At 70.4% G+C, this 23700-nt stretch carries 21 protein-coding genes and 3 pseudogenes; 11 read left to right on the forward strand and 13 right to left on the reverse strand.

Going from position 1 to position 23700, the window contains the following annotated elements; translation table 11 throughout:
* Positions 1 to 253 precede the first annotated feature (253 nt).
* Positions 254 to 616 (forward strand): hypothetical protein, encoded by a 363-nt coding sequence (locus SLAV_RS01330; RefSeq protein ID WP_030226853.1) that lies wholly within the window; start codon positions 254 to 256, stop codon positions 614 to 616.
* 230 nt (positions 617 to 846) lie between these two features.
* Here the strand turns inward: SLAV_RS01330 and SLAV_RS40760 are convergent, their stop codons facing one another.
* Complete coding sequence (locus tag SLAV_RS40760) at positions 847 to 996, reverse strand: hypothetical protein (protein ID WP_158740523.1); 150 nt, start codon at positions 994 to 996, stop codon at positions 847 to 849.
* An 801-nt stretch (positions 997 to 1797) separates the two neighbouring features.
* Between SLAV_RS40760 and SLAV_RS01340 the strand changes: the two genes are divergently transcribed.
* Entirely contained in the window at positions 1798 to 2211 is a 414-nt protein-coding gene (locus tag SLAV_RS01340) for a hypothetical protein (RefSeq protein WP_234333458.1), read from the forward strand.
* 660 nt (positions 2212 to 2871) lie between these two features.
* Here SLAV_RS01340 and SLAV_RS01345 read toward each other — a convergent pair.
* A complete protein-coding gene (locus SLAV_RS01345) occupies positions 2872 to 3468 on the reverse strand; it encodes a hypothetical protein (RefSeq protein ID WP_030226845.1) in 597 nt (198 codons plus the stop codon).
* 313 nt (positions 3469 to 3781) lie between these two features.
* Entirely contained in the window at positions 3782 to 4441 is a 660-nt protein-coding gene (locus tag SLAV_RS01350; RefSeq protein ID WP_030226843.1) for a hypothetical protein, read from the reverse strand.
* A gap of 129 nt (positions 4442 to 4570) precedes the next feature.
* Between SLAV_RS01350 and SLAV_RS01355 the strand changes: the two genes are divergently transcribed.
* The 3 genes from SLAV_RS01355 (at position 4571) to SLAV_RS01365 (ending at position 6028) form a co-directional block, all read left to right on the forward strand.
* Entirely contained in the window at positions 4571 to 5005 is a 435-nt protein-coding gene (locus SLAV_RS01355; protein ID WP_030226840.1) for an Hsp20/alpha crystallin family protein, read from the forward strand.
* Positions 5006 to 5117: 112 nt separating this feature from the next.
* Positions 5118 to 5513 (forward strand): DUF2267 domain-containing protein, encoded by a 396-nt coding sequence (locus SLAV_RS01360; protein WP_030226839.1) that lies wholly within the window; start codon positions 5118 to 5120, stop codon positions 5511 to 5513.
* 68 nt (positions 5514 to 5581) lie between these two features.
* The gene (locus tag SLAV_RS01365) at positions 5582 to 6028 is read left to right on the forward strand and encodes a DUF2267 domain-containing protein (protein WP_030226836.1); all 447 of its coding nucleotides are present in this window, start codon (positions 5582 to 5584) and stop codon (positions 6026 to 6028) included.
* A gap of 73 nt (positions 6029 to 6101) precedes the next feature.
* Here SLAV_RS01365 and SLAV_RS01370 read toward each other — a convergent pair whose 3' ends face one another.
* The gene (locus SLAV_RS01370; protein ID WP_078950155.1) at positions 6102 to 6275 is read right to left on the reverse strand and encodes a CsbD family protein; all 174 of its coding nucleotides are present in this window, start codon (positions 6273 to 6275) and stop codon (positions 6102 to 6104) included.
* A gap of 6 nt (positions 6276 to 6281) precedes the next feature.
* Complete coding sequence (locus SLAV_RS01375) at positions 6282 to 6776, reverse strand: ATP-binding protein (RefSeq protein ID WP_063760252.1); 495 nt, start codon at positions 6774 to 6776, stop codon at positions 6282 to 6284.
* Positions 6777 to 7636: 860 nt separating this feature from the next.
* Here SLAV_RS01375 and SLAV_RS01385 point away from each other — a divergent pair.
* On the forward strand, positions 7637 to 7975 hold the full coding sequence (locus tag SLAV_RS01385; RefSeq protein WP_100660751.1) for a MerR family transcriptional regulator: 339 nt from the start codon (positions 7637 to 7639) through the stop codon (positions 7973 to 7975).
* 117 nt (positions 7976 to 8092) lie between these two features.
* On the opposite strand, the gene SLAV_RS01390 is transcribed toward SLAV_RS01385, so the two are convergent.
* On the reverse strand, positions 8093 to 9079 hold the full coding sequence (locus SLAV_RS01390; protein WP_030226832.1) for an aldo/keto reductase: 987 nt from the start codon (positions 9077 to 9079) through the stop codon (positions 8093 to 8095).
* A gap of 760 nt (positions 9080 to 9839) precedes the next feature.
* On the opposite strand from SLAV_RS01390, the pseudogene SLAV_RS01400 reads away from it, so the two are divergent.
* A pseudogene (locus SLAV_RS01400) lies at positions 9840 to 9962 on the forward strand (IS21-like element helper ATPase IstB); the annotation flags it as partial.
* Between the two features lie 292 nt (positions 9963 to 10254).
* Here the strand turns inward: SLAV_RS01400 and SLAV_RS01405 are convergent.
* The gene (locus SLAV_RS01405) at positions 10255 to 10806 is read right to left on the reverse strand and encodes a CBS domain-containing protein (protein ID WP_078950152.1); all 552 of its coding nucleotides are present in this window, start codon (positions 10804 to 10806) and stop codon (positions 10255 to 10257) included.
* Between the two features lie 404 nt (positions 10807 to 11210).
* On the opposite strand from SLAV_RS01405, the gene SLAV_RS01410 reads away from it, so the two are divergent.
* Positions 11211 to 12578, forward strand: coding sequence for a phosphoribosyltransferase family protein (locus SLAV_RS01410; protein WP_051840433.1), 1368 nt, complete (start codon positions 11211 to 11213; stop codon positions 12576 to 12578).
* 84 nt (positions 12579 to 12662) lie between these two features.
* Here SLAV_RS01410 and SLAV_RS01415 read toward each other — a convergent pair whose 3' ends face one another.
* Both SLAV_RS01415 and SLAV_RS01420 read right to left on the reverse strand, forming a co-directional pair.
* Positions 12663 to 13211, reverse strand: a complete 549-nt coding sequence (locus SLAV_RS01415) for a potassium channel family protein (protein ID WP_051840427.1) — start codon at positions 13209 to 13211, stop codon at positions 12663 to 12665.
* A gap of 335 nt (positions 13212 to 13546) precedes the next feature.
* Positions 13547 to 13825, reverse strand: a complete 279-nt coding sequence (locus SLAV_RS01420; RefSeq protein ID WP_030226821.1) for an isoamylase early set domain-containing protein — start codon at positions 13823 to 13825, stop codon at positions 13547 to 13549.
* Positions 13826 to 14400: 575 nt separating this feature from the next.
* Here SLAV_RS01420 and SLAV_RS42045 point away from each other — a divergent pair.
* Positions 14401 to 15258, forward strand: a pseudogene (locus SLAV_RS42045) (CapA family protein); the annotation flags it as partial.
* A gap of 263 nt (positions 15259 to 15521) precedes the next feature.
* Here SLAV_RS42045 and SLAV_RS01430 read toward each other — a convergent pair.
* Complete coding sequence (locus SLAV_RS01430; RefSeq protein WP_051840426.1) at positions 15522 to 16754, reverse strand: MFS transporter; 1233 nt, start codon at positions 16752 to 16754, stop codon at positions 15522 to 15524.
* Entirely contained in the window at positions 16639 to 17742 is a 1104-nt protein-coding gene (locus tag SLAV_RS01435) for a RimK family alpha-L-glutamate ligase (protein WP_234333457.1), read from the reverse strand. Before SLAV_RS01435 ends, SLAV_RS01430 begins: the two co-directional genes overlap by 116 nt.
* Positions 17743 to 18329: 587 nt before the next feature.
* Between SLAV_RS01435 and SLAV_RS01440 the strand changes: the two genes are divergently transcribed.
* A complete protein-coding gene (locus SLAV_RS01440) occupies positions 18330 to 19115 on the forward strand; it encodes a hypothetical protein (RefSeq protein WP_159038053.1) in 786 nt (261 codons plus the stop codon).
* A 19-nt stretch (positions 19116 to 19134) separates the two neighbouring features.
* Here the strand turns inward: SLAV_RS01440 and SLAV_RS01445 are convergent.
* Positions 19135 to 20136 (reverse strand): annotated as a pseudogene (locus SLAV_RS01445) (IS5 family transposase).
* Positions 20137 to 20346: 210 nt separating this feature from the next.
* Between SLAV_RS01445 and SLAV_RS01450 the strand changes: the two are divergent.
* Entirely contained in the window at positions 20347 to 22680 is a 2334-nt protein-coding gene (locus SLAV_RS01450; RefSeq protein WP_030226812.1) for an Orn/Lys/Arg family decarboxylase, read from the forward strand.
* Between the two features lie 388 nt (positions 22681 to 23068).
* Here SLAV_RS01450 and SLAV_RS40765 read toward each other — a convergent pair whose 3' ends face one another.
* Positions 23069 to 23425: a hypothetical protein gene (locus tag SLAV_RS40765; protein WP_158740519.1), complete on the reverse strand. Its 357-nt coding sequence runs from the start codon at positions 23423 to 23425 to the stop codon at positions 23069 to 23071.
* Between the last annotated feature and the right edge of the window lie 275 nt (positions 23426 to 23700).

Here is a 23700-nt window from a genome sequence, read left to right on the forward strand (position 1 = left end):
GCCGCCCACGCTACCCGTCCGGATCCGGCACAATCCCGCGGCAACTGCGCCGACTCCTGTCCGCGTTGCCCCGGCCGTCCGATCCGGCCGTCAGCGGGCCCGCCGCCGTCGCCCCGCACGCGGCGCGGCCGAAACCCGGCCCCTGCACCCGCACGGCCGGCCTCCCCCGCCCCGCCCTGCCGGCCGTCGCGGCCGGCCTGCTCGGCCTGGGCGTCCGCATACTGACCCACCACCGAGAAGGGAACCCGCGCCCGTGAACGACAACATCTGGGCCTACCACCTGACCGTCGCCCACTTCGAGGACAGGGACCTCACCGACTACAAGGTGGAGGCCCTCGACGGCACCATCGGCAAGGTCGACAAGCACTCGTACGAGACCGACGCCTCCTGGATCGTCGTCGACACCGGCCCCTGGATCTTCGGCAGGGAAGTGCTCCTGCCCGCCGGCACGATCACCCGTGTCGACACCACCGGGGAAAAGGTCTACGTCGACCGGACCAAGGAACAGATCAAGGACGCCCCGGACTTCGTCAGGGACGAGCACCTCGATGACGCCGCCTACCACCGGGAGGTCGGCGGCTACTGGGGCGACACAGTGCGCCGCCAGCAGCAGTGACGGCACCACGCGGCGGCGGGGCGCGATGCCGTCAGGCACCCTCGCCGAGCACGCCGCGGATCAGTTCCGACCACCAGGCCATCGACGGTGATGCGGTAGTGGTAGCCGTCCGCCGTGGACGCGACGGCCCGGTGCGCCAGCCCCTCCCACCGCGGGGCGTCCCGTCGGCCCGTGGTGCCGACTGCTCACTCCGCCGAGGAGCCCGGGGCGGTCAGGATTCCGCTCACCAGTCATGCCGGCAGGGTGCCCGACACCGACACGGCCGCGCCGCCCGAACGGGCCTTCCCGGTCAGTGCCGCGCAGCGCAGGCCGCCGCCGGGGTGCCACTCCACCACCGGACCGGCTGCGTCGCCGTGCTCGGCGCACCACCCGACCCGCACGAGACCGCCGTACGCCTGACACCGGCAGACTCGGGCCTCACCCGGCACCGAGTACGGCACTGCGTGGCGGATGACGCCGCCTGTCGGCTGCGGTGAGGCCGCACCCCGCAGACCGGCAAGCCACGCCAGGGTCACGTGCAGGCCACCCGCCCCGTGCGCACCCACACCCCGCCGGACCCGGCGCCCGTCAGGGCGACGACCACGCCAGGACAGCAGCCCGGTCGAACTCCGGGTGCACGTCACTCCCACCTACGGGGGCGGGGAAGTCGCCGTAGCGGCGGCGCCACTGCACCACCGCGTCCCGCCCCACCTGGGCGAACGGCAAGAACCAGTACCACGACGACCTCGCGGCCAGGCGCGCCGCCCACTTCAAGCGAAAGAACAGGTCAACCACCAGCTGGCCCGTGCCGGCCCACCCCTCCACGGTCCGGGACGAAGGCCGCCCACCGTGTCGTTCGACCGGGGCAGGGTGCCGCAGGCGCGGGCGGCCGCACGGCACCGCGACGCCTGGAACCAGAACGGGAGCTCCTTGAGGTCGGAGACGACCGGACCACCGTCGAAGACCAGGCCCTACCGCAACTGCCGCTCGGCGGCCGCTGCCAGGTCAGCCGGCGAACCGGCACACACCCGAGGCGACAAGACCGGCTGACAGTGCACTGCCGGGCCGTGGCCGCCGCGGATTGCGGGGTCCGGCAGGCTGTGTCAGCGTGGTTAGCCGGAAGCTCGGGGATGTCAGGGGCGGGGACGACCCGAGGAATCCCGGACGAGGGGAAACCCATGAGGCCCATTCCGAGTACTGCCGTGAGCGCGGCCGCAGCGCTGGTCCTGTCCGTCGGCGGAGCTTCCGCTGCCTTCGCGGCCGATCCGAGCCCCAACCCGAGTGCGGCGGCTGCGCAGTTGTGCACCGACCTGAACAAACTCCGTTCGGACGCGACGGCACTGTCCGGACTGAGCCCGTCGTCGACGAAGGACCAGGCCAAGAACGCGTACAACAGCGTCAAGGACGGCTGGGACACAGTCTCGAAGTCCACGGCGACATGGAGTGCGGCGCAGAAGGAGGCCGTGAAGTCCGCGGCAGACGGGCTGAAGAAGACCTGGGACGACCTGCCGGGCGACGCTACCGGCACCGAAGCCGCCGCCAAGCTGAAGCCGCAGGCCCAGATGCTGGACAGCGCGGTGAAGTCCGCCCGGACCGGCCTGAAGTGCCCGGGCTGATGACCGCACTCGGACCGTGACGGTGATCCCCGCGGCGTGTGACCACGCCGCGGGGATCACCCGGCCGTCCGGGCCTGAGGAGCCGTACAGCCCCCGCTGATGTGTCCCACGCGGACGGCGTCCTCGTGCCGCTCCGCGACGCCGTCGACCGGGCCGCCGCTGCACGTCCGAGGCAGTACTCATTGCCTTCCGCGCAGTGCACGCCTTTCGCCGATGCTCAGAATCGGCCTGGTGGGCGGCCCCGCGCGCAAGCCGGCCCACACGCTCGTGCCGAGCAGTGCAACCCGTGCCTCGACCGTGGGTCCCCTCGGCGCGAAGGGATCAGCGCAGTATCAGAGCTCCGGGCACTTGTCGGTGGAGGATCTCCACCAGCCAGTCGAAGACCGTCTGGCCCGCGCCGGCACGCACCGCGGAAAGGACCGTGTGCGCCCAGGACCACGGCGTCGGGCTCGAATCGAGGGCTCTGTACCAGGACCATGTACGGGAGCGATCGCCTAGTGGCGACGGGTAGGTTGCATCCCTTCGTGCCGGCGAGGGCCGCGGGGCACGCAACGGTCTGCTCATCTGGGATGGGTGCATATATGCCCCCTCGCAACGTCGACGGCATGCCGTCCCGCCTCGTTCGTACGCAGCTGGTGTCCGTGCGGCTGTCGGCAGGGCTCAGTGGGTTCGGTACCAGTGGTGGATGCTCATCACGTAAGGAGCCAGGGTGCGAGCCCGGCGCAGCACTCCGTAGAGCTGCTGGGCGGGGCGCTGCTGCTCTGCGTGGAGGGCATTGAGGACGATCAGCCCGCATGTCAGAGCGGGTACGGCCCACTGTACGTAGGACAGGTGGCGCTCGGCCTGCCTGATGTCGGCGGGGAGCCGTTCGGCCTTCTCCGCGTCCTGCGGGGTCCCGGACGACGCGAGCTCGATCTTCTTGCCGAGGACGCGGCCGTACACGGTGGCGGCCAGCGCGGCCCCGGTGAGCGCGGTCTTGGCCAGGGTGGAGGCGGCGACGCCCTGCTGGGTGAGGACGCGCGCGGCGTTCGCGCCGAGCAGGCCGCCGGAGCCGACGAGGTGCGCACCGATCGCGACCGCACCCACAGGGGCCCACAGGGACCAGCCCGCGCTCGCGATCCTGGCACCCTGCTGCCAGTCAGCCCCCTCTCTCTTCGCGGCGCCGTTGAGGCCGACCGCGCCCATCAAGGATCCGCCGAACCATGCGGCAAGGCCGACGTCGTGAAGGCTCCGCAGGACGGTATGGCGCTCGGACATGGCATGGCTCCTCGGGCGGGGGTACGGCGGGAGCGCCGGCAAGCCGCCGGCGCTCCCGCCACCGTCACCCCGACAACCGGTGCCCGCCATTGCGACTGGTCCGAACGGACTGCGGGACGAGGTGCCGGAGCGTGCCGTCCGGCAAGGTGCGCGCTCCGGCCCCCTGACGCTTATACGACTGAGCCAGGTCACGTCTCGTTCCGTGCACCCGCAGAAGACGATGCCTCCGAGGACCACCCTGACCTGCGATGCCCGCCCCCGGAGGCACTGTGCCCCGGGCACCGGCTGCGCTGACCTTGTCGTCCGGAAAGTGTCAGCCGCTGCGCTGGTCGTGGCTGTCCTGGCGGAGCCGGTCGGCATGGCACGCCAGGGCGTCGAGGTGATCGGCGAGGGCCGAGTCCTCGGGGCGCAGGTAGGGCCGGGTGTCGGCCAGGGGCCGGAGGAGGCGGGCTGCGTCGTTGTCGGCGAGGGCCTGGTTCAGGTCGCTGACGGCGTCTTGGGCGCTGGTGGGGAGGTTGGTGAGGGAGGTGATCTGGCCGGCGAGGCGGCGGAGGTCGGCGGCGTTGTCGCGGGCCCAGGCGGTGACGGTGCGGTCGGCGGCGCGGGTGTCGCGGGTGGCCTGGACACGTTCTTCGCCGGTGGAGCCGGGGGTGCCGGGGCGCAGGCGGAGGTAGCGGCGTTCGGCGGCCTGGCGGCTGGCGACTCCGAGGGGGCCGGCGAGCTCGGCCCAACTGGCACCTTCGCTCCGGGCGGTTTCGATCAGGCCGCTCTCCCAGCCCGCGAGCTGCTCACGGACTTCGCGCAGCGTCAGCAGTGCGGCCAGGGCCGGGTGCGGGCCGGAGTCCGCCGCTTCGGCCGTCGGGGTTCCCGCGGAGGGTCGCTGCGCGTCCTTGACGGCCTGGTTGATGGCCTCCAGTGCCGCGGCGGCAGCGAGGAAGGGGACTGGTGTGGTGGGCTCGGCGGCCTCGTCCATTGCACTCTCCGTGACTCTGTCATCCTCCAGATGACTCCATGCTTGTCATCGTTTCGATGACATGTTACAACAGGAGCACGTTGAAGCGCATTGGCAGTTTCTGCCTGAACCAACTGGAGGTGTTTCGCAATGTTGATGCGCACTGACCCGTTCCGCGAGATGGACCGGATCGTTCAGCAGCTCTCGGGTGCGTCGGGCACGTGGTCGAAGCCGTCCGTGATGCCGATGGACGCCTACCGCCAGGGCGACGTATACGTGATCGCCTTCGACCTCCCCGGCGTGAGCACCGAGGCGATCGACATCGACGTCGAGCGGAACATGCTGACGGTGAAGGCCGAGCGCAGGCCCGCGGAGAAGTCCGACGGCGTGCAGATGGAACTCTCCGAGCGGCCCCTCGGTGTCTTCTCCCGCCAGATCATGCTGGCCGACACCCTCGACACCGAGCGCATCGAAGCCGACTACGACGCGGGTGTCCTGACCCTGCGGATCCCGATCGCCGAGCGCGCCAAGCCGCGGAAGATCAGCATCGGCGGCGAGTCGGGCCGCAAGCAGATCTCCGGCTGAACCCCCGCATCAGCCGGCCGCGGAGGGCGGGAAGAGCCGATTCCCCCACCGGCAGGCACCCCGCCCTCCGCACCCCTCTCGGACCCCTTCACCCCTTTCTGGAGGTGATGTGATGTCGATGCGCAGGGAGTCGTTCCTGGCTCACGTCCAGGAACGCGGCGAGTACGAGACCGCGGAAGACGCCGACCGCGTGGCCCGCGTCGTCCTGGCCCTGCTGGGCGCACACCTGGTGGGCAGCGTGCGGGCCGAGCTCGCCGCCCGCCTCCCCGAGACGTACGCTCTGATCCTCCTCAATCCGCTCCAGGCCGCGGAGCCGCTCTCGCCGGAGCGGTTCGTGCGTGCGACCGCGGCCTGGATCGAGGGCGCCACCGAGAAGACGGCCCTGTGGGACATCGGCGCGGTCCTGTCCACCACGGCCGCCGCCGCGGGTGACGTCCTCACCCGTGAGGTTCTGCTTCAGCTCCCGCACGGCTACGACCTCCTCTTCGGCCACCCCCAGCCCACCTGACAACCCCAGACCCCTGACCTCCGCCGGCCGAAGGCCGGATCCTTCGCAGAGAAAGGGAAACCGCACCCATGTACGACCAGCCTCGACCGAACCGGGCCACCCCCGCCATGACGTTCGACCAGATGCTGGAACGCGTGCGCTACGAAGGCGCCTACCCCACCCGCGAACGCGCCGAGGCAGCCGTCCGTACCGTCCTGGCCGCCCTCGGCCGTCAGCTCACCGGCGACGAACGCGTCGACCTCGCCCAGTGCCTGCCCGTCGAGGCCGCCCTCACCCTGACCGCCCAGATCCCCGACACCCAGCACCTCACCGGCTGGGGCTTCGTCAAAGACCTCGCCGCACGCACCGGCGTGAGCCCGGCTGTCGCCCGCTGGGACACCGGCGCCGTCCTCGCCGTCGTCACCCGCCTCGCCGGCCCCGACCTCCTCGCCCGGATCCTGCGTCGGCTTCCCGGCGGCTACGCCCTCCTGTTCGGCCAGGCGGAACTGCGCCGGCCAGAGCCCGCCGCCGCCTGACCCGCACCGATAGTGCGCGGCCACACGTCGGGGCCGGGACCACTCCTGTGGTCCCGGCCCCGACGTATGACGATCAGCGCTTGAAGACGTCCTTGACCTTCTCCTTGGCCTCACGGGCGTCGCCCGCGGCCTGCTCCGCACGGCCCTCGGCAGTCAGCCGCTCGTTGTCTGTCAGGCGGCCAGCGGTCTCCTTGATCTTGCCCTTGACCTGCTCGCCCTTCGCCTCGGCCTTCTGCTCCCCAGACACAGCTGATCACTCCCTCTCCGGTGGAAACGCCATACGAAACCCCGTATGGCCGCTGGGAGCTGTCGTAAACGGGCCGGCGGCGACAGGGCCGCGCCACGGCGGCGCACTACCGGGGGAGGAAAGCGCGGTCCGTCTCTTGCCGCCGTTGGACCCGGGCGTGACGACGGGGGCGAGGGCCAGGTCGTTGATCATGTGCCAGCCGGATCCACCCGTCCCGTCGACGAGGTCGGGGGTCCGCATCCGCGGCATCCGCGGGCTGGGTTCCTCGACGGCGACCTCGATGCAGCTGGGGTGTGCGGTCAGGCGGAGGGTGTAGGCGCCACCACCGTGGCGCAGGGCGTTCGTCACCACCTCGGAGACGACCGGAACGACCGTGTCGGCCTGCGCCCGACAGATGGCCGGTCGGCCGAGGGCTTCGAGGAACGCCCGGGTGGCCCGGCGCGCCCCGTCGACGGCGGACAGACAGTGAAGGGCTGTGCGCCCGGCGCTCATCGTGGTCATCGCGCGCTCCGGGTCTGTGATCGGTGTCCCGCCCTGCCTGCACGGTCGCCGTGCCCCCGACCACCGTCGCCCAACCCGACAGCACCCGATTACCTCAGGGATACACACAGGAAAATCTATGTCGGCCAGAGTAGACATTGGCTCGTGGCGTCGTTATGGTTTCTCTCGTAGCCCAGTCAAGAAGGGTCTGGCAGAGACGAACTGCCAGACAGCAGTACCCGCAGTTGCTGGACGGTGCGGTGGTGGAGTTTCGAAGCCAGAGCGGTTGCAGGACGGCGACGGGACTGACGGCCGGACCGGGTGGCCCGCGGTCATCAGGGGCCGCCAAGGCAGTACCGCATGTACGCAGTGATAGCAGTACCCAGCAGTGAAGTCAGTGAGCAGCACCTCGGTGAAGGCGTCGGCTGCGGACGCGCGCACCGGGAGGTTCGGCAGTGGGGTTCCAAGCCAGAGCAGATGCAGGACGGGCGACGGGGCTGGCTGCCGGAGCGTGGCGCTCGGACAGGCCACGAGCGGTACCAGTAGTACAGAGTGATGCAGTACACGCAGTTCGCAGTACCCAGCAGTTCGCAGTTCCCCGCTTGGTAAGCAGTTGATCATCCGAGGGATGAACGGAGGGATTGGGCGCCATCAGGATCGCCCGGGCGGAAGTCTGAGCCCGGGTACCGCAGGACATCGATGGTGAGGTGGTCTCCGGTCAAGCAACCGCGATCCCCGCACTCCCGGCAGCATGTCGGCCGGGTCGGCGGAAACACAGGGTCGGCGCAGTATCAGGGCCGACAGATGGTGTAGCAGTTCCTTCGGGGCCCTGGTGCCGTACGGCACCAGGGCCCCTCCACGCGTTCCACGAGAGAGGTTCAATGACAGCAGACGACTCGTTCGGCCGCCTCGACGACGACGACTACCCCGCCTACACCATGGGCCGGGCCGCCGAGATACTCGGCACCACCCAGGCCTTCCTCCGCGCCATCGGAGAGGCCCGCCTCATCACCCCGCTCCGATCCGCCGGCGGACACCGCCGCTACTCCCGCTACCAGCTGCGCATCGCCGCCCGCGCCCGGGAACTCGTCGACCAGGGCACCCCCATCGATGCCGCCTGCCGCATCATCATCCTTGAGGACCAGCTCGAAGAAGCCCAGCGCATCAACGCCGAATACCGCCGCGCCGCCGAATCGACCGGCCCGACAACCGCAGCCTGAGCGGCAAGGACCGGACACCCTCCCGGGGTCTCGCGGGCGAGGTCCGGAAGAGTTGCCCACCGGAGGCTGATCCACAAACCCCAGCGGGGACGTACTCCGTGGCGGTGTTCGGCGGGGTCAGCGGTCGACGGCGGCCATGTTCGCCTCGTCGTGGCGCTCGCCCGCGGCGGGGGTGAGGCTGTTCAGCCGCTCCAGCTGGGCCGGGGTGAGCTCGATGCCGTCTGCGGCGGTGTTCTCCTCGACGCGGGCGACCCGCCGGGTTCCGGGGATGGGGGCGATGTCGTCGCCGCGGGTGAGGATCCACGCCAGCGCGGTCTGCGCCGGCGTGGCGCCGATCTCGGCGCCGATCGCCTGCACCTCGTCGACGATGGCCAGGTTGCGCTGGAAGTTCTCGCCGGTGAACCGCGGGTTGGTCTTGCGCCAGTCATCGTCGGGGAAGTCGTCGACGGAGCGGATCTGCCCGGTCAGCAGACCGTGCCCGAGCGGCGAGTAGGGGACGAAGCCGATGCCGAGTTCACGCAGCAGCGGGAGGATCTCGTCCTCGACGTCGCGGGTCCACAGCGAGTACTCGGTCTGCAGGGCTGCGACCGGGTGCACGACGTGGGCGCGGCGGATCGTTGCAGGGCTGGCCTCGGAGAGCCCGATGTGGCGGATCTTGCCCTCGGCGACGAGCTCGGCCAGTGCGCCGACGGTCTCCTCGATGGGCGTGTTCGGATCGACGCGGTGCTGGTAGTACAGGTCGATATGGTCGGTGCCGAGACGCTTCAGGGAGCCCTCGACGGCAACCTTCACGTTGGCGGCGGTACTGTCGGGGACGCCCGGGGCCGGGCTGTCGCCGGAGTGGGTGACCAGTCCGAACTTGGTGGCCACGACGACCTGGTCGCGGCGGCCCTTGATGGCCTTGCCGACGACTTCTTCGCTGTGGAAGGGGCCATAGATCTCGGCCGTGTCGATGTGTGTGACGCCGAGGTCGAGTGCCCGGTGGATGGTGCGGATCGACTCGCTGTCGTCGAGCCCTCCGCCGGTGGTGTAGGTGCCGGCCATGGTCATGGCGCCCAGGCCGATGCGCGAGACGTCCAGGCCGCCCAGCGATACGTGCTTCATCAGTACTCCCTACTTCCTGGTGGTGCGGTGTGCGGTGCAGCACAGCAGGCCCGCTATCCAGCCAACCACCCGCCGACCCGCCGCGGAGGCCCGTACAGGGGCCCGTTCGTCCAGGGGTCCAGCAGTACCCCTTTCGCTGCTCGGCAGGTCCACGGGCGCGCCGTACGCGCCGCCTGACGCCGCACCCTCCCCGTCCGCTCCCTCGTCCGTCTCGTCCTCGCTGCTGGCGACCAGGTCCTCCGGGCGCGAGCGTTTCGCGTGTGGAATCCGCTTAACCTTGCTACGGCAACAGGACCTTCACCGATGATCGTTCCGGCGCTCACTGAGCCGTCGTCGTCCCGGGAGTCGTGCCGCCATCGGGGGAATACCGCACACTTCGAATACCGCTCTCCGCCAGCTGAACGGGCACCTGGTCCGCGGCGCGGCGTGAGGCGTACGCGAACGACCAGAACAGCCCGGACACGCTGATCGCTGTCTCTGCGAGGGTGATGGCCACTGCGGTCGTCCACGCGGCGGCTGCCTCCCACAGCGGTGGGCGGCCGTGGGGGAACAGGCCCGGCATGTGTGCGGGTTTCTCCAGGGCCAGGAGCAGGTCGTGAGCCATTGCGGTATCGCTCGCCGTACCCGGGCCCGGGTGGAGGGTGATCCGGCCGGCCGGGGGGTGTTGGGCGGCCAGCGCGCTGTGCGTGAAGGCGGCGTCCCCGGAGTCGAAGACAAGCGCCAGAACCGGCTGGACGGTGGTGGGCGGGGTCGTGCGAGGCGGCGCGGCTTCCTCGCCGGGCTGCTGATGGCCGAGTGTGATGACCGGGCCCGCCGCAGGTCAGAGAGGAGGATCAAGGCAGCCGGCTTTCCCAGGGAGAAGTCGCTGCGGAGCCTCCGCTTCCTGACAGGGGCCGACCGGTCCCGATTCCTGTCCCGGTCGGCCGCTTCGGCTCACCACTGCCGGTGCAGGTCGATCAGCCGAACAGTTCGCGGATCCGGATGGTGATCACAGGCCTCCCCCGTGGTGGGGCGCTGCGCCGTGTCGGCGGCAGACCGGCGGACTGTTCACGTGTGGGCAGCGGACCGCTCGGCCCGCTGCCGTCGGCGGGTTCCTGCCGGCGCTTGCGGCCCGACCTGTGCACGGCCGCGCGGGCGCTCCTCCTGGTCATCTCGCCCTCATTCCGTGGTGCCGCTCAGGGGACGGGGGTCACCCGGTCATCCCGGCGGGGCCCGAGTCCCGGGGTCAGCGGGGACGGTCCGATGGATCTCCCCTGCGCGGTCCGGGGCCCGGGAGCCGGGGGGCGCGCGAGGGCGGCGACGATGTCGGAGGCTGTCAGCAGGCCGACAAGCCTTCCGTCGCCGCCGAGTACCGCAAGGGCGTCGCAGCCGTTGTCCGTCATGGCGACAGCTGCCTTCCGTACGCTTTCCGCCGCCCGGACGGCCACCCGCCTGTGCCCGCTCAGCAGGGTGTCGACGTCCAGTGCCGACAGCACTACGGCCGGCGCGGAACACGCGACCGCGACATCGGCGCGGTCGAGCAGTCCGGAGCACCGGCCGTCCGGGAGCAGGACGGGAAGGTGGTGAGCACCGGTCCTCTCCAGCAGTTCCCACGCCATGAGCACGGTCTCGCCGGCTGCAACGGCCACCACGTCCGTCCGCATGACCTCAGCGACGGTCCAGGTCATCACCGACGTGTCCGGCCCGGCAGGTGGGGGCCACGCCTGCGCGTGTCTCTCCGATCCCATGCCGGACTCCTCTCGCCGCGTGTGAGGGCTTGTCCCGAACACCTCCAGCGTGACCCTGACCGGCGCCTCGCGCACGTGCCGGTCGGGCCCCTCGACGGGGGCCGGGGGCCCATGGCCGTCCGGCTGCCGACGCGCGCTCGGTACAGATCCCTCCAGATCTCGCCCGGACCCTGTCCGGATGCGGACTTCGTGCACCGGTACGACCCTGGAGTCAGGGGGTTCTGTCGCGTGCCTGCCGGCAGCTCATGCGGAGGTGGCCGGGCATTCCGGGGCCGAAGGCCGCACCAATGCGGCCTGCCGCCGAGCCGACGGCATCCGCCGTTCCGTCCTTGCGGCCGCCTCCCCTGCGAACGCCTCCCCTGTGGACGCCTGCCGCCGGATCGGGCCGTGAAAGGAGGCACCCCATGTTCTTCTCCGATCGGACCTCCGCCGGGAGACGGCTGGCCTGTGAGGTGTCCCGGCTCGGCCTGGCCGAACCGGTGGTGGTCGCGCTCCCCCGCGGCGGCGTACCCGTGGCCGCGGAGGTGGCACGCGCCCTGGACGCACCGCTGGACGTGATCATGGTCCGCAAACTCGGGGTGCCCTTCCAGCCCGAGGTGGCGTTCGGCGCCATCGGCGAGGGCGGCGTACGACTGATCAACGGAGCGACGGTCCGTGCCGCCGGCCTCGGAGAACGGGACTGCGCCAGGGTCGAGGAAACCGAACGGGCCGAACTTCAGCGGCGTCTGACGAGCTACCGGCACGGTCGGGAGCGCATTGCGCTCGCCGGACGCACGGTGGTCATCGTGGATGACGGAATCGCCACCGGATCGACCGCGTCCGTGGCCTGCCAGGCAGCGCGCGAGCACGGAGCGGCGCAGGTGATCCTGGCCGTCCCCGTGGCGGCTCCCCAGGCACTGGCACAGCTCCGGCGTGAGGCCGACGATGTCGTGTGCCTGTCCACGCCCCGTCATTTCTCCGCGGTCGGCCAGTGGTACGAGGACTTCTCCCAGGTGGGAGATGAAGAGGTCGCCGCGCTGTTGGCCGAGGGGGCGCGGGCACGCCCGGCAGCGCCTGCACAGGCCTCGGGTCAGGGACCGACACCGGCGGGTGAAGTCGTGGTGGGCGCGGGAGGCACGGCGTTGCCCGGGCTGTTGAACGTACCCGAGGGCGCTGCGGGCGTCGTCGTCTTCGCGCACGGCAGCGGCAGCAGCCGCCTCAGCCCCCGCAACCGCCACGTGGCCGAGGTCCTCAACCGTGCGGGGCTGGCGACGCTGCTCTTCGACCTCCTCACCCCGTCCGAGGCGCGGGACCGGGCGAAGGTCTTCGACATACCTCTGCTCGCTCTGCGCCTGACACAGGCCACAGGATGGCTCCGGGCACAGCTCGACGTGCGCATCTGCTACTTCGGCGCCAGCACGGGCGCCGCGGCCGCACTCGTGGCCGCCGCCGAGCCACGGTCCGACATCGCCGCGATCGTCTCCCGGGGCGGCCGCCCCGACCTCGCGGTCTCCCGGCTCGCAGCCGTACGTGCTCCGACCTTGTTGATCGTCGGCGGAGCCGATGACCAGGTACTGGACCTCAACCGCCAGGCCGCGGCGCGCATGCGCTGCGAGCACCGGATCGGCGTGGTTCCCGGTGCCACCCACCTCTTCGAGGAGCCCGGCGCGCTGGACGCCGTGGCCGACGCCGCGCTGGACTGGTTCACCCGTCACCTTTCCCATCTCGGCGCAGTTCCCGCGAGCCCGACGAAAGGCGACGGCGGTGAAGGCCACGCGCCCGGCCGTGCCTGATGTCCCGGCCGGGGGCGTCGGTCCCCGAACGCAGCGTCCGTGCCGTCCTCAGGACGAGCGCGTTCCGCTCGCCACTCCCAAAGGTCAGGGGGCTCCGGGCACGGCGCTGCCGTCGCCTTCCGCGGCTGTCCGGTCCCGCTTGTGTCTGGTTTCCTGGACGGCGTGCACCATGAGCCGGGCGGCCACACCGATCAGCAGGAGATTGACCGTCATCTGCACCGTGGCGAGCAGCCGGGCAGGCTGGCTGCGCGCGGTGATGTCTCCGAACCCGACCGTGCTGAAGACGGTCATCGAGAAATACATCCCGTCAGTCCGCGACAGCCCTTCGCTGAAGTTGTCCGGTGCACTGTTGTCCATCAGACAATAGGCGGTTGCGAACATCAGCACGGCGAGCGGGACGGTCACCGCAAGTGCCTCGATGGCCCGCAGTCCGGGGAACGGTGACCGTGTGATCTGGCGGATCTGCCAGGCCAGGAACAGTGCCACCACCGCGATGCCACCGACGAGCCCGACAACGGTGGTTGCGGTGAATGCCGAATCCAGCGGCAGCAGAAAGTAGCCGGCCACGAGAAGCGCCGCCGACACCAGCGCACGTACGGAGGCGACCAGCGCTTGTCGGCGCCCAGTGCCCATCCTGTTCAAGGTTCCCCCGATCGCCCCCGGTGGGCGCCCTGGCCGACCTCTGTCACTTCCGTTGCGACACCAGCCTGCCGGGCGATCCGGGTGCAGCACGGAAGGCGCACCACCAGGTCACCGACTTGGCAGCGCCGCGGCGGATCGCGGTCCGGCAGCGCACCGCCGAGCCCGGGGTCCGCCGGACCTTACGCCTTCCAGTGACGAGAAGTACTGGCCTCGGGCGCTCGCACCTCTGCTCAACGGCGTCGTGATCTCGGCACATCGGGTGCCCGCCCCGCCTTTCGAGCGGTCCGCCCCGCTACATCGTCCGCCGTGCCGCTCTCGCATCCGGATCAGGTGTGCAGGCGGCTGTTCGGGCCGTCCTGATAGCCGACGTTTTCGTCGTTGAACCAGTAGTCCCCGGCGGCCAGGTACCGGAAGGAATGGGTGCTCTCGATGGGCAGCTCGACCGTGACGGACCGCTTGCCGTCCTTGCGCGGACGCAGGGCGTGGATGCCGGGCTGCCAGTCGTTGAAGTCGCCCACCACGCTGACCGGTCCGGGCGGGATGTCCGCGGGAAGGACGAAGGTGACGGCCTCGGTGTGGTGGTTGCGCAGCGTGCGTTCCAGCATGGGCTCTGCTCCTGACGGCGCGGGCGGGTCGGATCGCGCCCATCCTCGGTTCTGGAGCGACGGACCGCACTCCGGCGTTTCCGCACAGCCGCCTGCGTCACCCGCCCGCCGCTCTCGACCACGCATATCGCGCGGACAGCGACTCCACGTGTCAGCGTGGGTCGGAGGAATTCGTCACCCCGTGCAGCAAGGAGCCGCCACCGTGGGCGGTACGCAGGACGAGCAGCAGCCGGGCAGGGGCCGCGAGGAGCAGCGGCTCCCCCAGCGGCCGGGCCCGGGCCCGGCCCCGAGCCCGGCACCACCGCCCGCAGGGCCGAGGACCGCGGACTCCTTCGCCACGGGGCGTGCGCCCCGGGAGCCGACGTTCTCCAGGACGCAGGCGCAGCGGGACCCGTGCGGCGGGGCGTGCACGTTGCCCGTACGGAACCTCGACGGCGACGCCGGCACGGGGACCGGCACCTCGGGTTCGTCCGCCTCCGCGCCGATGGATGGACCGCGCTCCGGCCGATCTGCCCCGTACTCAGGGGTCCGAACGGCGTACGCCGCTGGAACGGGGCCGGGCCTACTGTGGAGGAGTGGGAGCGAGCGGCAGCCCTGCGACGGACCGCGAGATCACTGTCTGCCTCGCCGGCGACGTGATGCTCGGCCGGGGCATCGACCAAGTGCTGCCGCACCCGGGCGACCCACGGCTCGCCGAGCCATGGGTGACGGACGCACGAGCGTACGTCGAGATGGCCGAGGCCGCGAACGGCCCCATACCCCGGCCCGTTGCCTACGATCGGCCGTGGGGCGACCTGCTGGAGGAACTTCGGGCCATCGAGCCGGACGCCTGGGTGCTGAACCTGGAGACCAGCGTGACGCGGGCGGCCGGCTTCGCCCCAGGGAAGAGCGTCCACTACCGCATGAATCCGGCGAACCTGCCGTGCCTGGCCGCTGCCCGGCCCGACGTGTGCGTACTGGCCAACAACCACGTCCTCGACTTCGGCCGCGCCGGGCTGGCCGAGACCCTCGACAGCCTCCGCGCAGCCGGGCTGCGTACCGCCGGTGCAGGCGGCGATGCCGCCGAGGCATGGCGGCCGGCACGGGTGACACAGCGGCCTCCTCCGTCCCGCCGGGGGTCCGCGTCCCGTCACGGGCCGCGCCTCCTCGTGTTCTCGGTCGGACTCCCCTCGCGCGGCATCCCGCTCGACTGGGCGGCCACCGCGGACCGCAGTGGGATCGCCCTCGCCTCCGCCTCGTCGCCGGCCACCGCGGCCGGGCTGGTCGCCCGTGTACGGGGTGCCCGCCGGGCCGGCGACCTGGTAGCAGTATCGATCCACTGGGGTTCCAACTGGGGCTACCGGGTCCCGCCCGAGCACGTTCGATTCGCCCACGCCCTGGTCGACGGCGGCGCCGACCTCGTCCACGGCCACTCCTCGCACCACCCCCGCCCACCGCCCTCGGTGGCTCCGCATTGGTACTCCCGGCCTTCGGGCCCGGCACGACATCCCCCTTGTCGACCACGTCGAGAAGCGCCATTCCGGCCCGGGACCTGCGTACCCGCACAGGCGTTCGCGTTCCTCTTCGCCCCTGCCCTCGGCCCCGGCACGGCGGACCTGTTCTCCACCCACCCCCAGCCTGGAACACCGCCCGGCCGCACTCGAAGAGGTCACCACCGAGCTGACGGCCGGGCGGATAAGCGGTCGAGGCGGCCTGTTCAGCTGAAGTGTGACGGGTGGGTGGCGACCGGTTGAGGTCTGGCCTCGGGGCGTGCGGGCAGGCGTGGGTAGAGCAGTCCGATGGTGATCGCAGCGGCGGCGGACACGGTGCCGCCCAGGGCGAGGGCGGTGCGGGGGCCGGCGCTCTGGGCGATCCATCCGATGGCGGGGGCGATCAGGGGTGTGGTGCCCAGGGTGGCGAGCAGGTAGAGGCTCATGATCCGTCCGCGTATCCCGTCGCCGACGCCGAGCTGGAGGCGGGCCTTGGCGGCGGTGAGGAAGACCAGCAGGGCGGTTCCCGTCGGAACGAGCAGTACGAGGAAGGTGAGAGGGCCGGGCATCAGGGCGCACGCGGCCTCCAGCGTTCCGAAGGCGAGGGCGGCGGCCGCCAGTCGGCGGCCGGTCATTCGCGGGTGGCGGGCGGCCAGGAGTGAGCCGATCACGGAGCCGACGGCCAGGGCGGTGTTGCCGAGCCCGAACGCGGCGGGCGGGGCCTGGTAGACGCGGGTGATCATCAGCGCGGTGGTGATCTGGAAGTTCATGCCGAACGCGGCGACGACGGCGACGAGGAGCAGGGTGAGTGCGAGGTCGCGGTGGTCGCGGACATAGCGCAGTCCCGCTCGTACTTGCTGTTTCGCGCGGGGAACCGGCGTGGCCGGGCAGCCCGCCAGGGGGTCCATGCGCAGCAGGCAAGCGATCACGGCCAGGTAGGAGAGGGTGTTGGCGAGGAAGGCGGGACCCGGGCCGAAGAGGACGATGAGGGGGCCGGCGAGCGCGGGACCGACCATGCGGGCGAGGTTGAGGACGGCGCTGTTGAAGGCAAGGGCGCTGACGAGCTCCCCGGGGGCGACGGACTCCCCGATGAAGGCCTGCAGGGCGGGCTTCTCGACGACCATGGTGAGCCCGAGGGCGAGGGCCAGGACGTAGAGCGCGTCCAGACGCGCCGTTCCAGTCGCGACGAGCAGGGCGGGAATCAGGGCGAGGACGGCCATGACCGTCTGGGAGGCGAGCAGGATCCGCCGCGTGAAGTGCCGGTCGACGAGGACGCCGCCGTAGGGGCCCAGTAGCAGGAGGGGAAGGAACTGCAGGGCTGTAGTGATGCCCAGGACCGTGCCGTTACCGTGCGACAGCTCCAGGGCCAGCCAGTCCTGGGCCACCTTCTGTATCCACGTCCCCGTGTTGGAAAACGTCTGCCCGAGGGCGAAGAGCCGGAAATCCGGGCTCTTCAGCAACGGCCAGCGGTTCAACAGGGGCGGGGACACGTGCACGGATGGACTCCTCGGCTTGTCTTGCGGACGGTGCGGGCCGGCCCGCACCGTCCGCGAGACGGGTCCGGCAGGCGGCCGCAAGAGCGGGGGCGATGTCCTTCATCCCGGGCTGCCAGCCGGCATTGGCGTTGACCTCGCAGACCGTGAACCCGCCGTCCGCGGCGAACAGAAGGTCCACACCCGCGACACCGAGCCCCATGACGGCAGCGGCCCGGACCGCGAGATCCTCCCCCCGCGGGTAACGGCCCGTGCACGGCGTAAGGGTCGCGCCCAGAGCCAGATTGGAACGGAACTCCCCTCCAGCGGCGGTACGCACCACCGCCCCGGCAGCACGCCCGTCGACGACCACCACCCGCAGGTCACGGCCATGGGAGTGCTCGACGTACTCCTGGAACAAACAGGCGGTGTCCCGGCCGAGGCCTCCGTGGACGACCCGGAGGACCGTGGCATCGGGCGCTAAGAACACCTGCTCGCCACGGTGCCCCCGCGCCGCCTTCACCACACACGGCTGCGGCACCCCGGCACCGATCACCTCATCCAGTGACGCACCCGCGGCCATGCCCGTCTCGGGCACCGAAATCCCCGCCAGCGCGAGCCGCTGCATCTGCCAGAACTTGTCGAGACAGGCCAGCATTGCATCCGCCGGGTTCAACAGGACCGTGCCCATCCCCTCCAAATGCCGCAGCAGCGTAATCTCCCGGTCCACACTCGCCCCAGGAGTCCACACCCGCCCGTACGCCACCCTGGGCGCCGCCACCTCATCCCCGTCCAAAGCGCGCAGCGTCAGACCGCCACGCCCCGCACCCATCAACACCTCCCCGCTGCCCACAACAGCGAACCTGTCGCCGAACTCCAGGGTCAGAGCATCCGCGATCAGGCCCGTCACCGGCCGTTCCGACAGACCGGCACCCAGCACCAGCCACACATCGGCGCCGCGATCCACCAGATCCATACGGCTCCCCCCGCCGCCAGCCACGAACACCAGGACTCCTCCCGATCACCAGGCCGCAGGACAGTCCGCCACCCTTACGAAGCCCTGCCCATATCAGGCGATGACAGGCAGAACGCCTCTGGTCTCACCCAGATGGCGCAGGCCGGGATCCGGGTTGAGTTCTCCACGAGGGGCGTCGCTCTTTGTGGTGAGGTGCAGGGGGACGCGACTTCACCCGGGCGCACCGTGTCCGGCGCGAGCCGTCATTCGCTCGGCCTTAGGCCGCGTATGTGGTTGTGATCAAGGGCAGGTCCATGTGAGGTCTTTGATCCAGCACGAATCACGGCGCGGCCCTGGTTGATCCGGACCCGGTCGCGCCAGAGACCGCCAGCACGTAGCCAACGCTGCGGGACTCAACCGGTCCGCAGACCGGGGTCTTGATCGTAGACTTCGTCGCCGATCGTCGTGACACAGGGTGATGGTCTCGGTGGCGGGCGGAGGCGGGGCGGGTGAGCATGGCTGCGGAGGGGGTGATTGGCGCCTGAGAACCGCTCTGCTGGGAGGCCGTCGTGAATGCCAATTCTTCTGATGGGGAACCGCGGACGGGGGTGGAATCGGGCAACGGGAAGAAGCGTTTCTGGAAGCGGCCTTTGACGTGGGTGGTGACGGTCCTACTGGGGGCCTTGGCGGCGGTTCTCGGCGGTGCTCTGCAGGACTTGTTCAAGACGGCGGGCAGTAAGGTTGTGAACGAGTTCGGGAAGGAGCGGGCCCCTTTTACTGTGGCATTCCAAGACGACTCATGTCCGGCCGTCTGGACGCATTTCCCCGACGAGCTGCAGAAGGCCGTGATCGGCAAGCCGGAGAACGAGGGGCGCACCATCCTGGTGAAGAACAGGGAGGCCGACGGCGGGGTGACCGATCTCACGGTCACGCTCCAGGGGAGGACGCAGAGTGCGGTGGTCATCACCGGGGCCCGGGCGGTGATGTCCGGTCCGTCCCAGTCTCCGCCGGCTTCGGTATTCGGTACAGGAGGGTGCGGTGCCGCAGTGCCGACACGGTCCTTCGCCATCGATCTCGACAGTAAATCGCCTACCGCTACAGCACTGAATCCGGACGAGTTCTCCGGGCCCTCGCCGGCGATCGTAAATTTCCCCTACAAGATCTCCGCGACCGACCCAGAGGTGTTCCATTTCTCAGTGCGGACTGCCGGGTGCGACTGCACCTGGTACCTGGAAATCGAGTGGAACAGCAACGGCAAAGTTGGCGCTTACCAGCTGGACAATGGGGGGAAGCCGTTTCGCACGCTAGCGCTGAAAAGCGATACCTGGCAGCCGGTCGGACTCTACGTGGGCAAGGACGGGAGGGTCACCGGCCTCTCTCGGACCTCCTACTAGGGCCTATGTGATGTTGTGATCAGGCGGTGACCTCCAGGAGGTCGTCGATCCAGATCATTGCGGCGCGGAGGTGGAGACCGGCGAGGTAGCTTTCGGGCGCCTTATCGTAGCGGGTGGCGATCCCACGCGAGGCCTTCAGCTTGTTGATCAGGCGCTCGACGGTGTTGCGTTCCTTAGAGGTCGGCGTCATGGCTGACGGGTCGGCCGCCCCTGGCGCCCCTCTTCTTCCGGTTGGCGGCCTGATCCTTCTTCTCCGGGATGACTGCCTTGATGCCGTGTCTGCGCAGGTAGGCGCGGTTGCCGCGGGACGAGTAGGCCTTGTCCCCGGCGACCGCACCGGGCGGGGTGCGGGGGCGGCCGACGGGCCCGCGAACCCGTACCTTCTTGAGTACAGGGATGAACTGCGGGCTGTCCCCGGCCTGCCCCGTGGTCAGCACCATCGCGAGTGGGCGGCACTTGCCGTCGGCGGCGAGGTGGACCTTGGCGGTCTGCCCGCCCCTCGAACGTCCGAGCAGGGCGGCCTTCAACCGCAGTCTGTGCCGACGCCGGATACGTCGTCGCTCTTCCCGCTCCGGGTCATTTCCGGCGTCCCGCCCGTCTTGTCCTTCCGAGGTGCCCCCTTTCGCCGGGCCTTCTCCTCCTCGGCAGCGGCCTTCTCCAGGGCGGTGATGACGTCCTGGCCGAGGTGCATCCCGGCAGCGTCCTGGTGGGCCCGCACGCTAGTGGAGTCCACGCTGACCAGGGACAAGTCCACCTCACCGCGCTTCGCGGCTTCCGCGATCAGGCCCTCCAGGAGGGCTTCGAAGACCCCGGCGTCCCGCCACTGCCGGAAGCGGTTGTGGACGGTCTACCAGGCGCCGAACTCCTGCGGCATCTCCCGCCACTGCCCGCCCGTCCGGAACCGCCAGATCACGCCCTCGAACTGCTGCCGCAGCCGCTCGGGGTACGGCCCGTACTCGCCGACCGGCAGGTACGGGCCGATGAACTCCCACTCCACATCAGTCAGTTGCATCCGCGTCACGCAAGACGATCTACCGGATCAGGCCCAGCCGCGTGAGCCAATCCCCCAAATTGATCACAACCAAATACGCGCCCTAGGTCTGCGGAACGCGGGGTGCCCTGTCGTGCGCCCCCGCCGAACGGGTGAGGGTCGCCGGATTTCGACCCGGTCCGTGGTGTTTGAACTCGATGCTTGGCAGGTCGGGATGGGTTGACGCACGTGGAGAGTGTCATGGCGAACGGTAGTGTCCTGCTGGCTTTGCGCGAGGACCCCCTGGGCCGGGGTGTCGGTGGTGACCAACTACGCAGGATCGGCAAGGAGTTGGAGAATCGCGGCCTGGAGGTGCGGTGGGCGCGGACCGTCGAGGCGGCCTGTGCCGCCCTGCGTACGGAGGCGGGCCTGTCGGCCGCGGTCGTCGCCTGGGACCTGCCGTCCGAGACCGGCGAGGACAGCGACGGCCGGGGAGCGGCCGTCTTGCGCCAGATCACCCGCCGGTTCACGGCCTTGCCCGTCTTCGTCGTCATGAGCGAGGAATCGGACCACGGCCTGGACCGCCTCCCCCTGTGGGTGGCGGAGACCGCCGTCGGATACATCTGGCCTCTGGAAGACACGCCGTCCTTCATCGCGGGCCGGGTCTTCAACGCCGCCCGGGAGTACGGCGACTCCGTCCTGTCGCCGTTCTTCAAAGCGCTGCGACGGTTCGACGACGCCCACGAGTACTCCTGGCACACCCCGGCGCACTCGGGCGGCGTGGCCTTCTTGAAGTCGCCCGTCGGCCGGGCCTTCTTCGACTACTACGGTGAGCGGCTCTTCCGCACCGACCTGTCGATCTCGGTGGAGGAACTGGGTTCCCTCTTCGAGCACAGCGGCCCCATCGGGGAAGCCGAGCGCAACGCCGCCCGCATCTTCGGCGCCGACCGTACGTACTTCGTGCTCCACGGCGACTCCACCGCGGACCGTATGGTCGGCCACTACTGCGTCACGGCCGACGAGATCGCCCTGGTTGACCGCAACTGCCACAAGTCGGTGCTGCACGGGCTGGTGATCTCGGGTGCGCGCCCGGTCTACCTCATCCCGACCCGCAACGGATACGGGCTGGCCGGACCGCTCCCGGCGCGTGAGACGGCGCCTGCCGCGGTGGCCGCCAGGATCGCCGCCCATCCGCTGACGCCTGGCGCGGTATCGCCCCAGGCGCAGTACGCGGTGATCACGAACTCGACGTACGACGGCCTGTGTTACGACACCGTGGAGACGGCGCGCACACTGGCACCCAGTACTCCCCGGCTGCACTTCGACGAGGCCTGGTTCGCCTACGCGCGCTTCCATCCCCTGTACACCGGCCGGTACGGCATGGCCGTCGGGCCGGAAACCTTCGAGGGTGACGAGCGTCCCACCGTCTTCGCCACGCAGTCGACGCACAAGCTGCTGGCCGCCCTGTCGCAGAGCGCGATGGTGCACGTGAAGTCCTCACCCCGGGCACCGGTCGAGCACCACCGGTTCAACGAGGCGTTCATGATGCACGGCACCACCTCGGCGCTGTACCCGGTGATCGCCTCGCTGGACGTGGCCGCGGCGATGATGGACGGCCCGCAGGGCGAGTGGCTGGTGAACGAGGCGGTGACCGAGGCCGTGCGGTTCCGGCAGGCCCTCGTCCGTACCGGGCGCCGGATCGCGGAGGCCGGGGACCGGCTGCCCTGGTTCTTCGGCGTCTGGCAGCCCGACACAGTCACCGACCCGGCCGACGGGACCACGGTGGCCTTCGCAGACGCCTCCCCGGCACTCCTGGCCTCCGATCCCCGCTGCTGGGAGCTCGTCCCGGAGGCGGACTGGCACGGCTTCAAGGGACTCAGTGAGGGCCAGTGCCTGCTGGACCCCATCAAGGTGACGCTGACCTGCCCCGGCGTGAATGCGCGCGGCGAGGCGGACTCCTGGGGCATCCCCGCCCGCATCCTCACCGCGTACCTGGCCGGCCGCGGCATCGTCGTGGAGAAGACCGACACCTACACCACCCTCATCCTGTTCTCCATGGGCATCACCAAGGGGAAGTGGGGCACCCTGATGGACGCACTCATGGACTTCAAGGCCCTCCATGACGCCGACACCCCGCTGCGCCAGGTACTGCCGGATCTCGTCGAGCGCTACCCGCAGCGCTACAGCGGCACGACCCTGCGCGGTCTTTGCCAGGACATGCACGAACACCTCACCCGGGCGGAGCTGATCGACGCCCTGGACACCGCCTTCCAGCAGCTGCCGGAACCCGTCGTCCCGCCCCAGGCGTGCTACCGGCAGCTCATCCGCGGCGGCACGGAACGGCTCCCCCTCGCCCAGGCCGCCGGCAGGGTGGCCGCGGCCATGGTGACCGTGACTCCCCCGGGGATCCCGGTCCTGATGCCCGGAGAAGCGCTCGGCGCGCCCAACGGTCCCGTCCTGCGCTACCTGTGTGCGCTGGAGGCGTTCGACCGGGCCTTCCCCGGATTCCACAGCGAGGCCCACGGTGTCACCATCGATGCCGACACCGGGGACTACCTCATCGAATGCGTGCGCCTGGGAATCCAGATGACGTGAGCCCCACGTCGCGTCGTCTTCTGGCCCGGGCAGTTCGAGTAGCGCTCTCCGCCGGCCGGCGGAGTCACCGGCCACTGTCGAAGCCATCAACGAGATCCGGGCCTGACCACACACCCGGCCCTGGTCCCCCCTTCCGGGCGTTCCCGGTGCCCCGGCGGCGCTCGCCGCCGGGGCACCGGGAACGCGGGCCCGCCCTACCACCTGGACGTGGCGATGCCGGGACTGCGCGGCCCCGGGCTTCTCAGTCGCCGGGGTCTTGCCACCGGACAGACGGGTACCGAACCGCAGGTGCGTGGCGTGGCGAGCTTCAGGGCCCAGTACACCCGGGCCCGATCGATCCAAGCCCCGGGCCACGGCCTGGGCGGAGGGGCCTTCCACGCCAAGACGGTCAGCTCGCCTTCCACACTCTCTCCAGTTCCTCCCGGCCCTGACGCCTTCCTGCGCGGGGGTGGTGATCTGGGTGCGGAGGTGTTCCAGGGTGTGGGGGGGCGTGGGTGAGGTGGGGTTCGACGGCGGCCCAGCCCGGTGTTCCCTCGGGGCCCGGCAGGGCGATGATGTGGTGGTCGGTGCGGCCGGCGAGCAGGCTCGGGTACTCGCGTTGCAGGGTCGGGGTGAACGCCTCGCCTTCCGTGCCGGCCAGGACCGCGGGATGCCCGTCGGCCAGGAGGGCGCAGGTGGCGTCGACCGCGCGGATGAGCGGCAGACGACGGCCCCGACGTGACTCTTCGCGGCACCAGCCACTCAACCAGGACTCCCCCGACGCGCACGGGTGGAGTCAGAACTCGGGTCTGGCACAGATCTTGGGGGCGATCGCGGAGGGTGATGGCCTTGTTCGAGTAGGGCGTCGTGCGCCGGGGTGGACCGTCACGGTGACGCGCCTGCCCGCGAGTGAATGACGCTCCATCAGCTAAGGGTGCGGGTCGTGACGGACGGGGCCATGCGCGCGGACGGTCGGGCATGGACCTCGAAGACTCCTGCTCGGCCTCGCTCGTGTTCGCCGGCCTCGACGGCGAACTCGTT

It is taken from the genome of Streptomyces lavendulae subsp. lavendulae (assembly GCF_002803845.1).
In the GTDB taxonomy this organism is placed as follows: domain Bacteria; phylum Actinomycetota; class Actinomycetes; order Streptomycetales; family Streptomycetaceae; genus Streptomyces; species Streptomyces lavendulae.

Excerpts from the sequence above, each read along its gene's own strand:
- SLAV_RS01420 (WP_030226821.1), bottom strand. The coding sequence starts at position 13,825 with ATGCTGGAACGCACGCTGCGCAACCACCACACCGAGGCCGTCACCTTC.
- SLAV_RS01390 (WP_030226832.1), bottom strand. The coding sequence starts at position 9,079 with ATGAAGCACGTATCGCTGGGCGGCCTGGACGTCTCGCGCATCGGCCTG.
- SLAV_RS01410 (WP_051840433.1), top strand. The coding sequence starts at position 11,211 with ATGTTCTTCTCCGATCGGACCTCCGCCGGGAGACGGCTGGCCTGTGAG.
- SLAV_RS01345 (WP_030226845.1), bottom strand. The coding sequence starts at position 3,468 with ATGTCCGAGCGCCATACCGTCCTGCGGAGCCTTCACGACGTCGGCCTT.
- SLAV_RS01435 (WP_234333457.1), bottom strand. The coding sequence starts at position 17,742 with ATGGATCTGGTGGATCGCGGCGCCGATGTGTGGCTGGTGCTGGGTGCC.
- SLAV_RS01375 (WP_063760252.1), bottom strand. The coding sequence starts at position 6,776 with ATGACCACGATGAGCGCCGGGCGCACAGCCCTTCACTGTCTGTCCGCC.
- SLAV_RS01360 (WP_030226839.1), top strand. The coding sequence starts at position 5,118 with ATGTCGATGCGCAGGGAGTCGTTCCTGGCTCACGTCCAGGAACGCGGC.
- SLAV_RS01450 (WP_030226812.1), top strand. The coding sequence starts at position 20,347 with ATGGCGAACGGTAGTGTCCTGCTGGCTTTGCGCGAGGACCCCCTGGGC.
- SLAV_RS01385 (WP_100660751.1), top strand. The coding sequence starts at position 7,637 with ATGACAGCAGACGACTCGTTCGGCCGCCTCGACGACGACGACTACCCC.
- SLAV_RS01365 (WP_030226836.1), top strand. The coding sequence starts at position 5,582 with ATGTACGACCAGCCTCGACCGAACCGGGCCACCCCCGCCATGACGTTC.
- SLAV_RS01405 (WP_078950152.1), bottom strand. The coding sequence starts at position 10,806 with ATGGGATCGGAGAGACACGCGCAGGCGTGGCCCCCACCTGCCGGGCCG.
- SLAV_RS01415 (WP_051840427.1), bottom strand. The coding sequence starts at position 13,211 with ATGGGCACTGGGCGCCGACAAGCGCTGGTCGCCTCCGTACGTGCGCTG.
- SLAV_RS01355 (WP_030226840.1), top strand. The coding sequence starts at position 4,571 with ATGTTGATGCGCACTGACCCGTTCCGCGAGATGGACCGGATCGTTCAG.
- SLAV_RS01350 (WP_030226843.1), bottom strand. The coding sequence starts at position 4,441 with ATGGACGAGGCCGCCGAGCCCACCACACCAGTCCCCTTCCTCGCTGCC.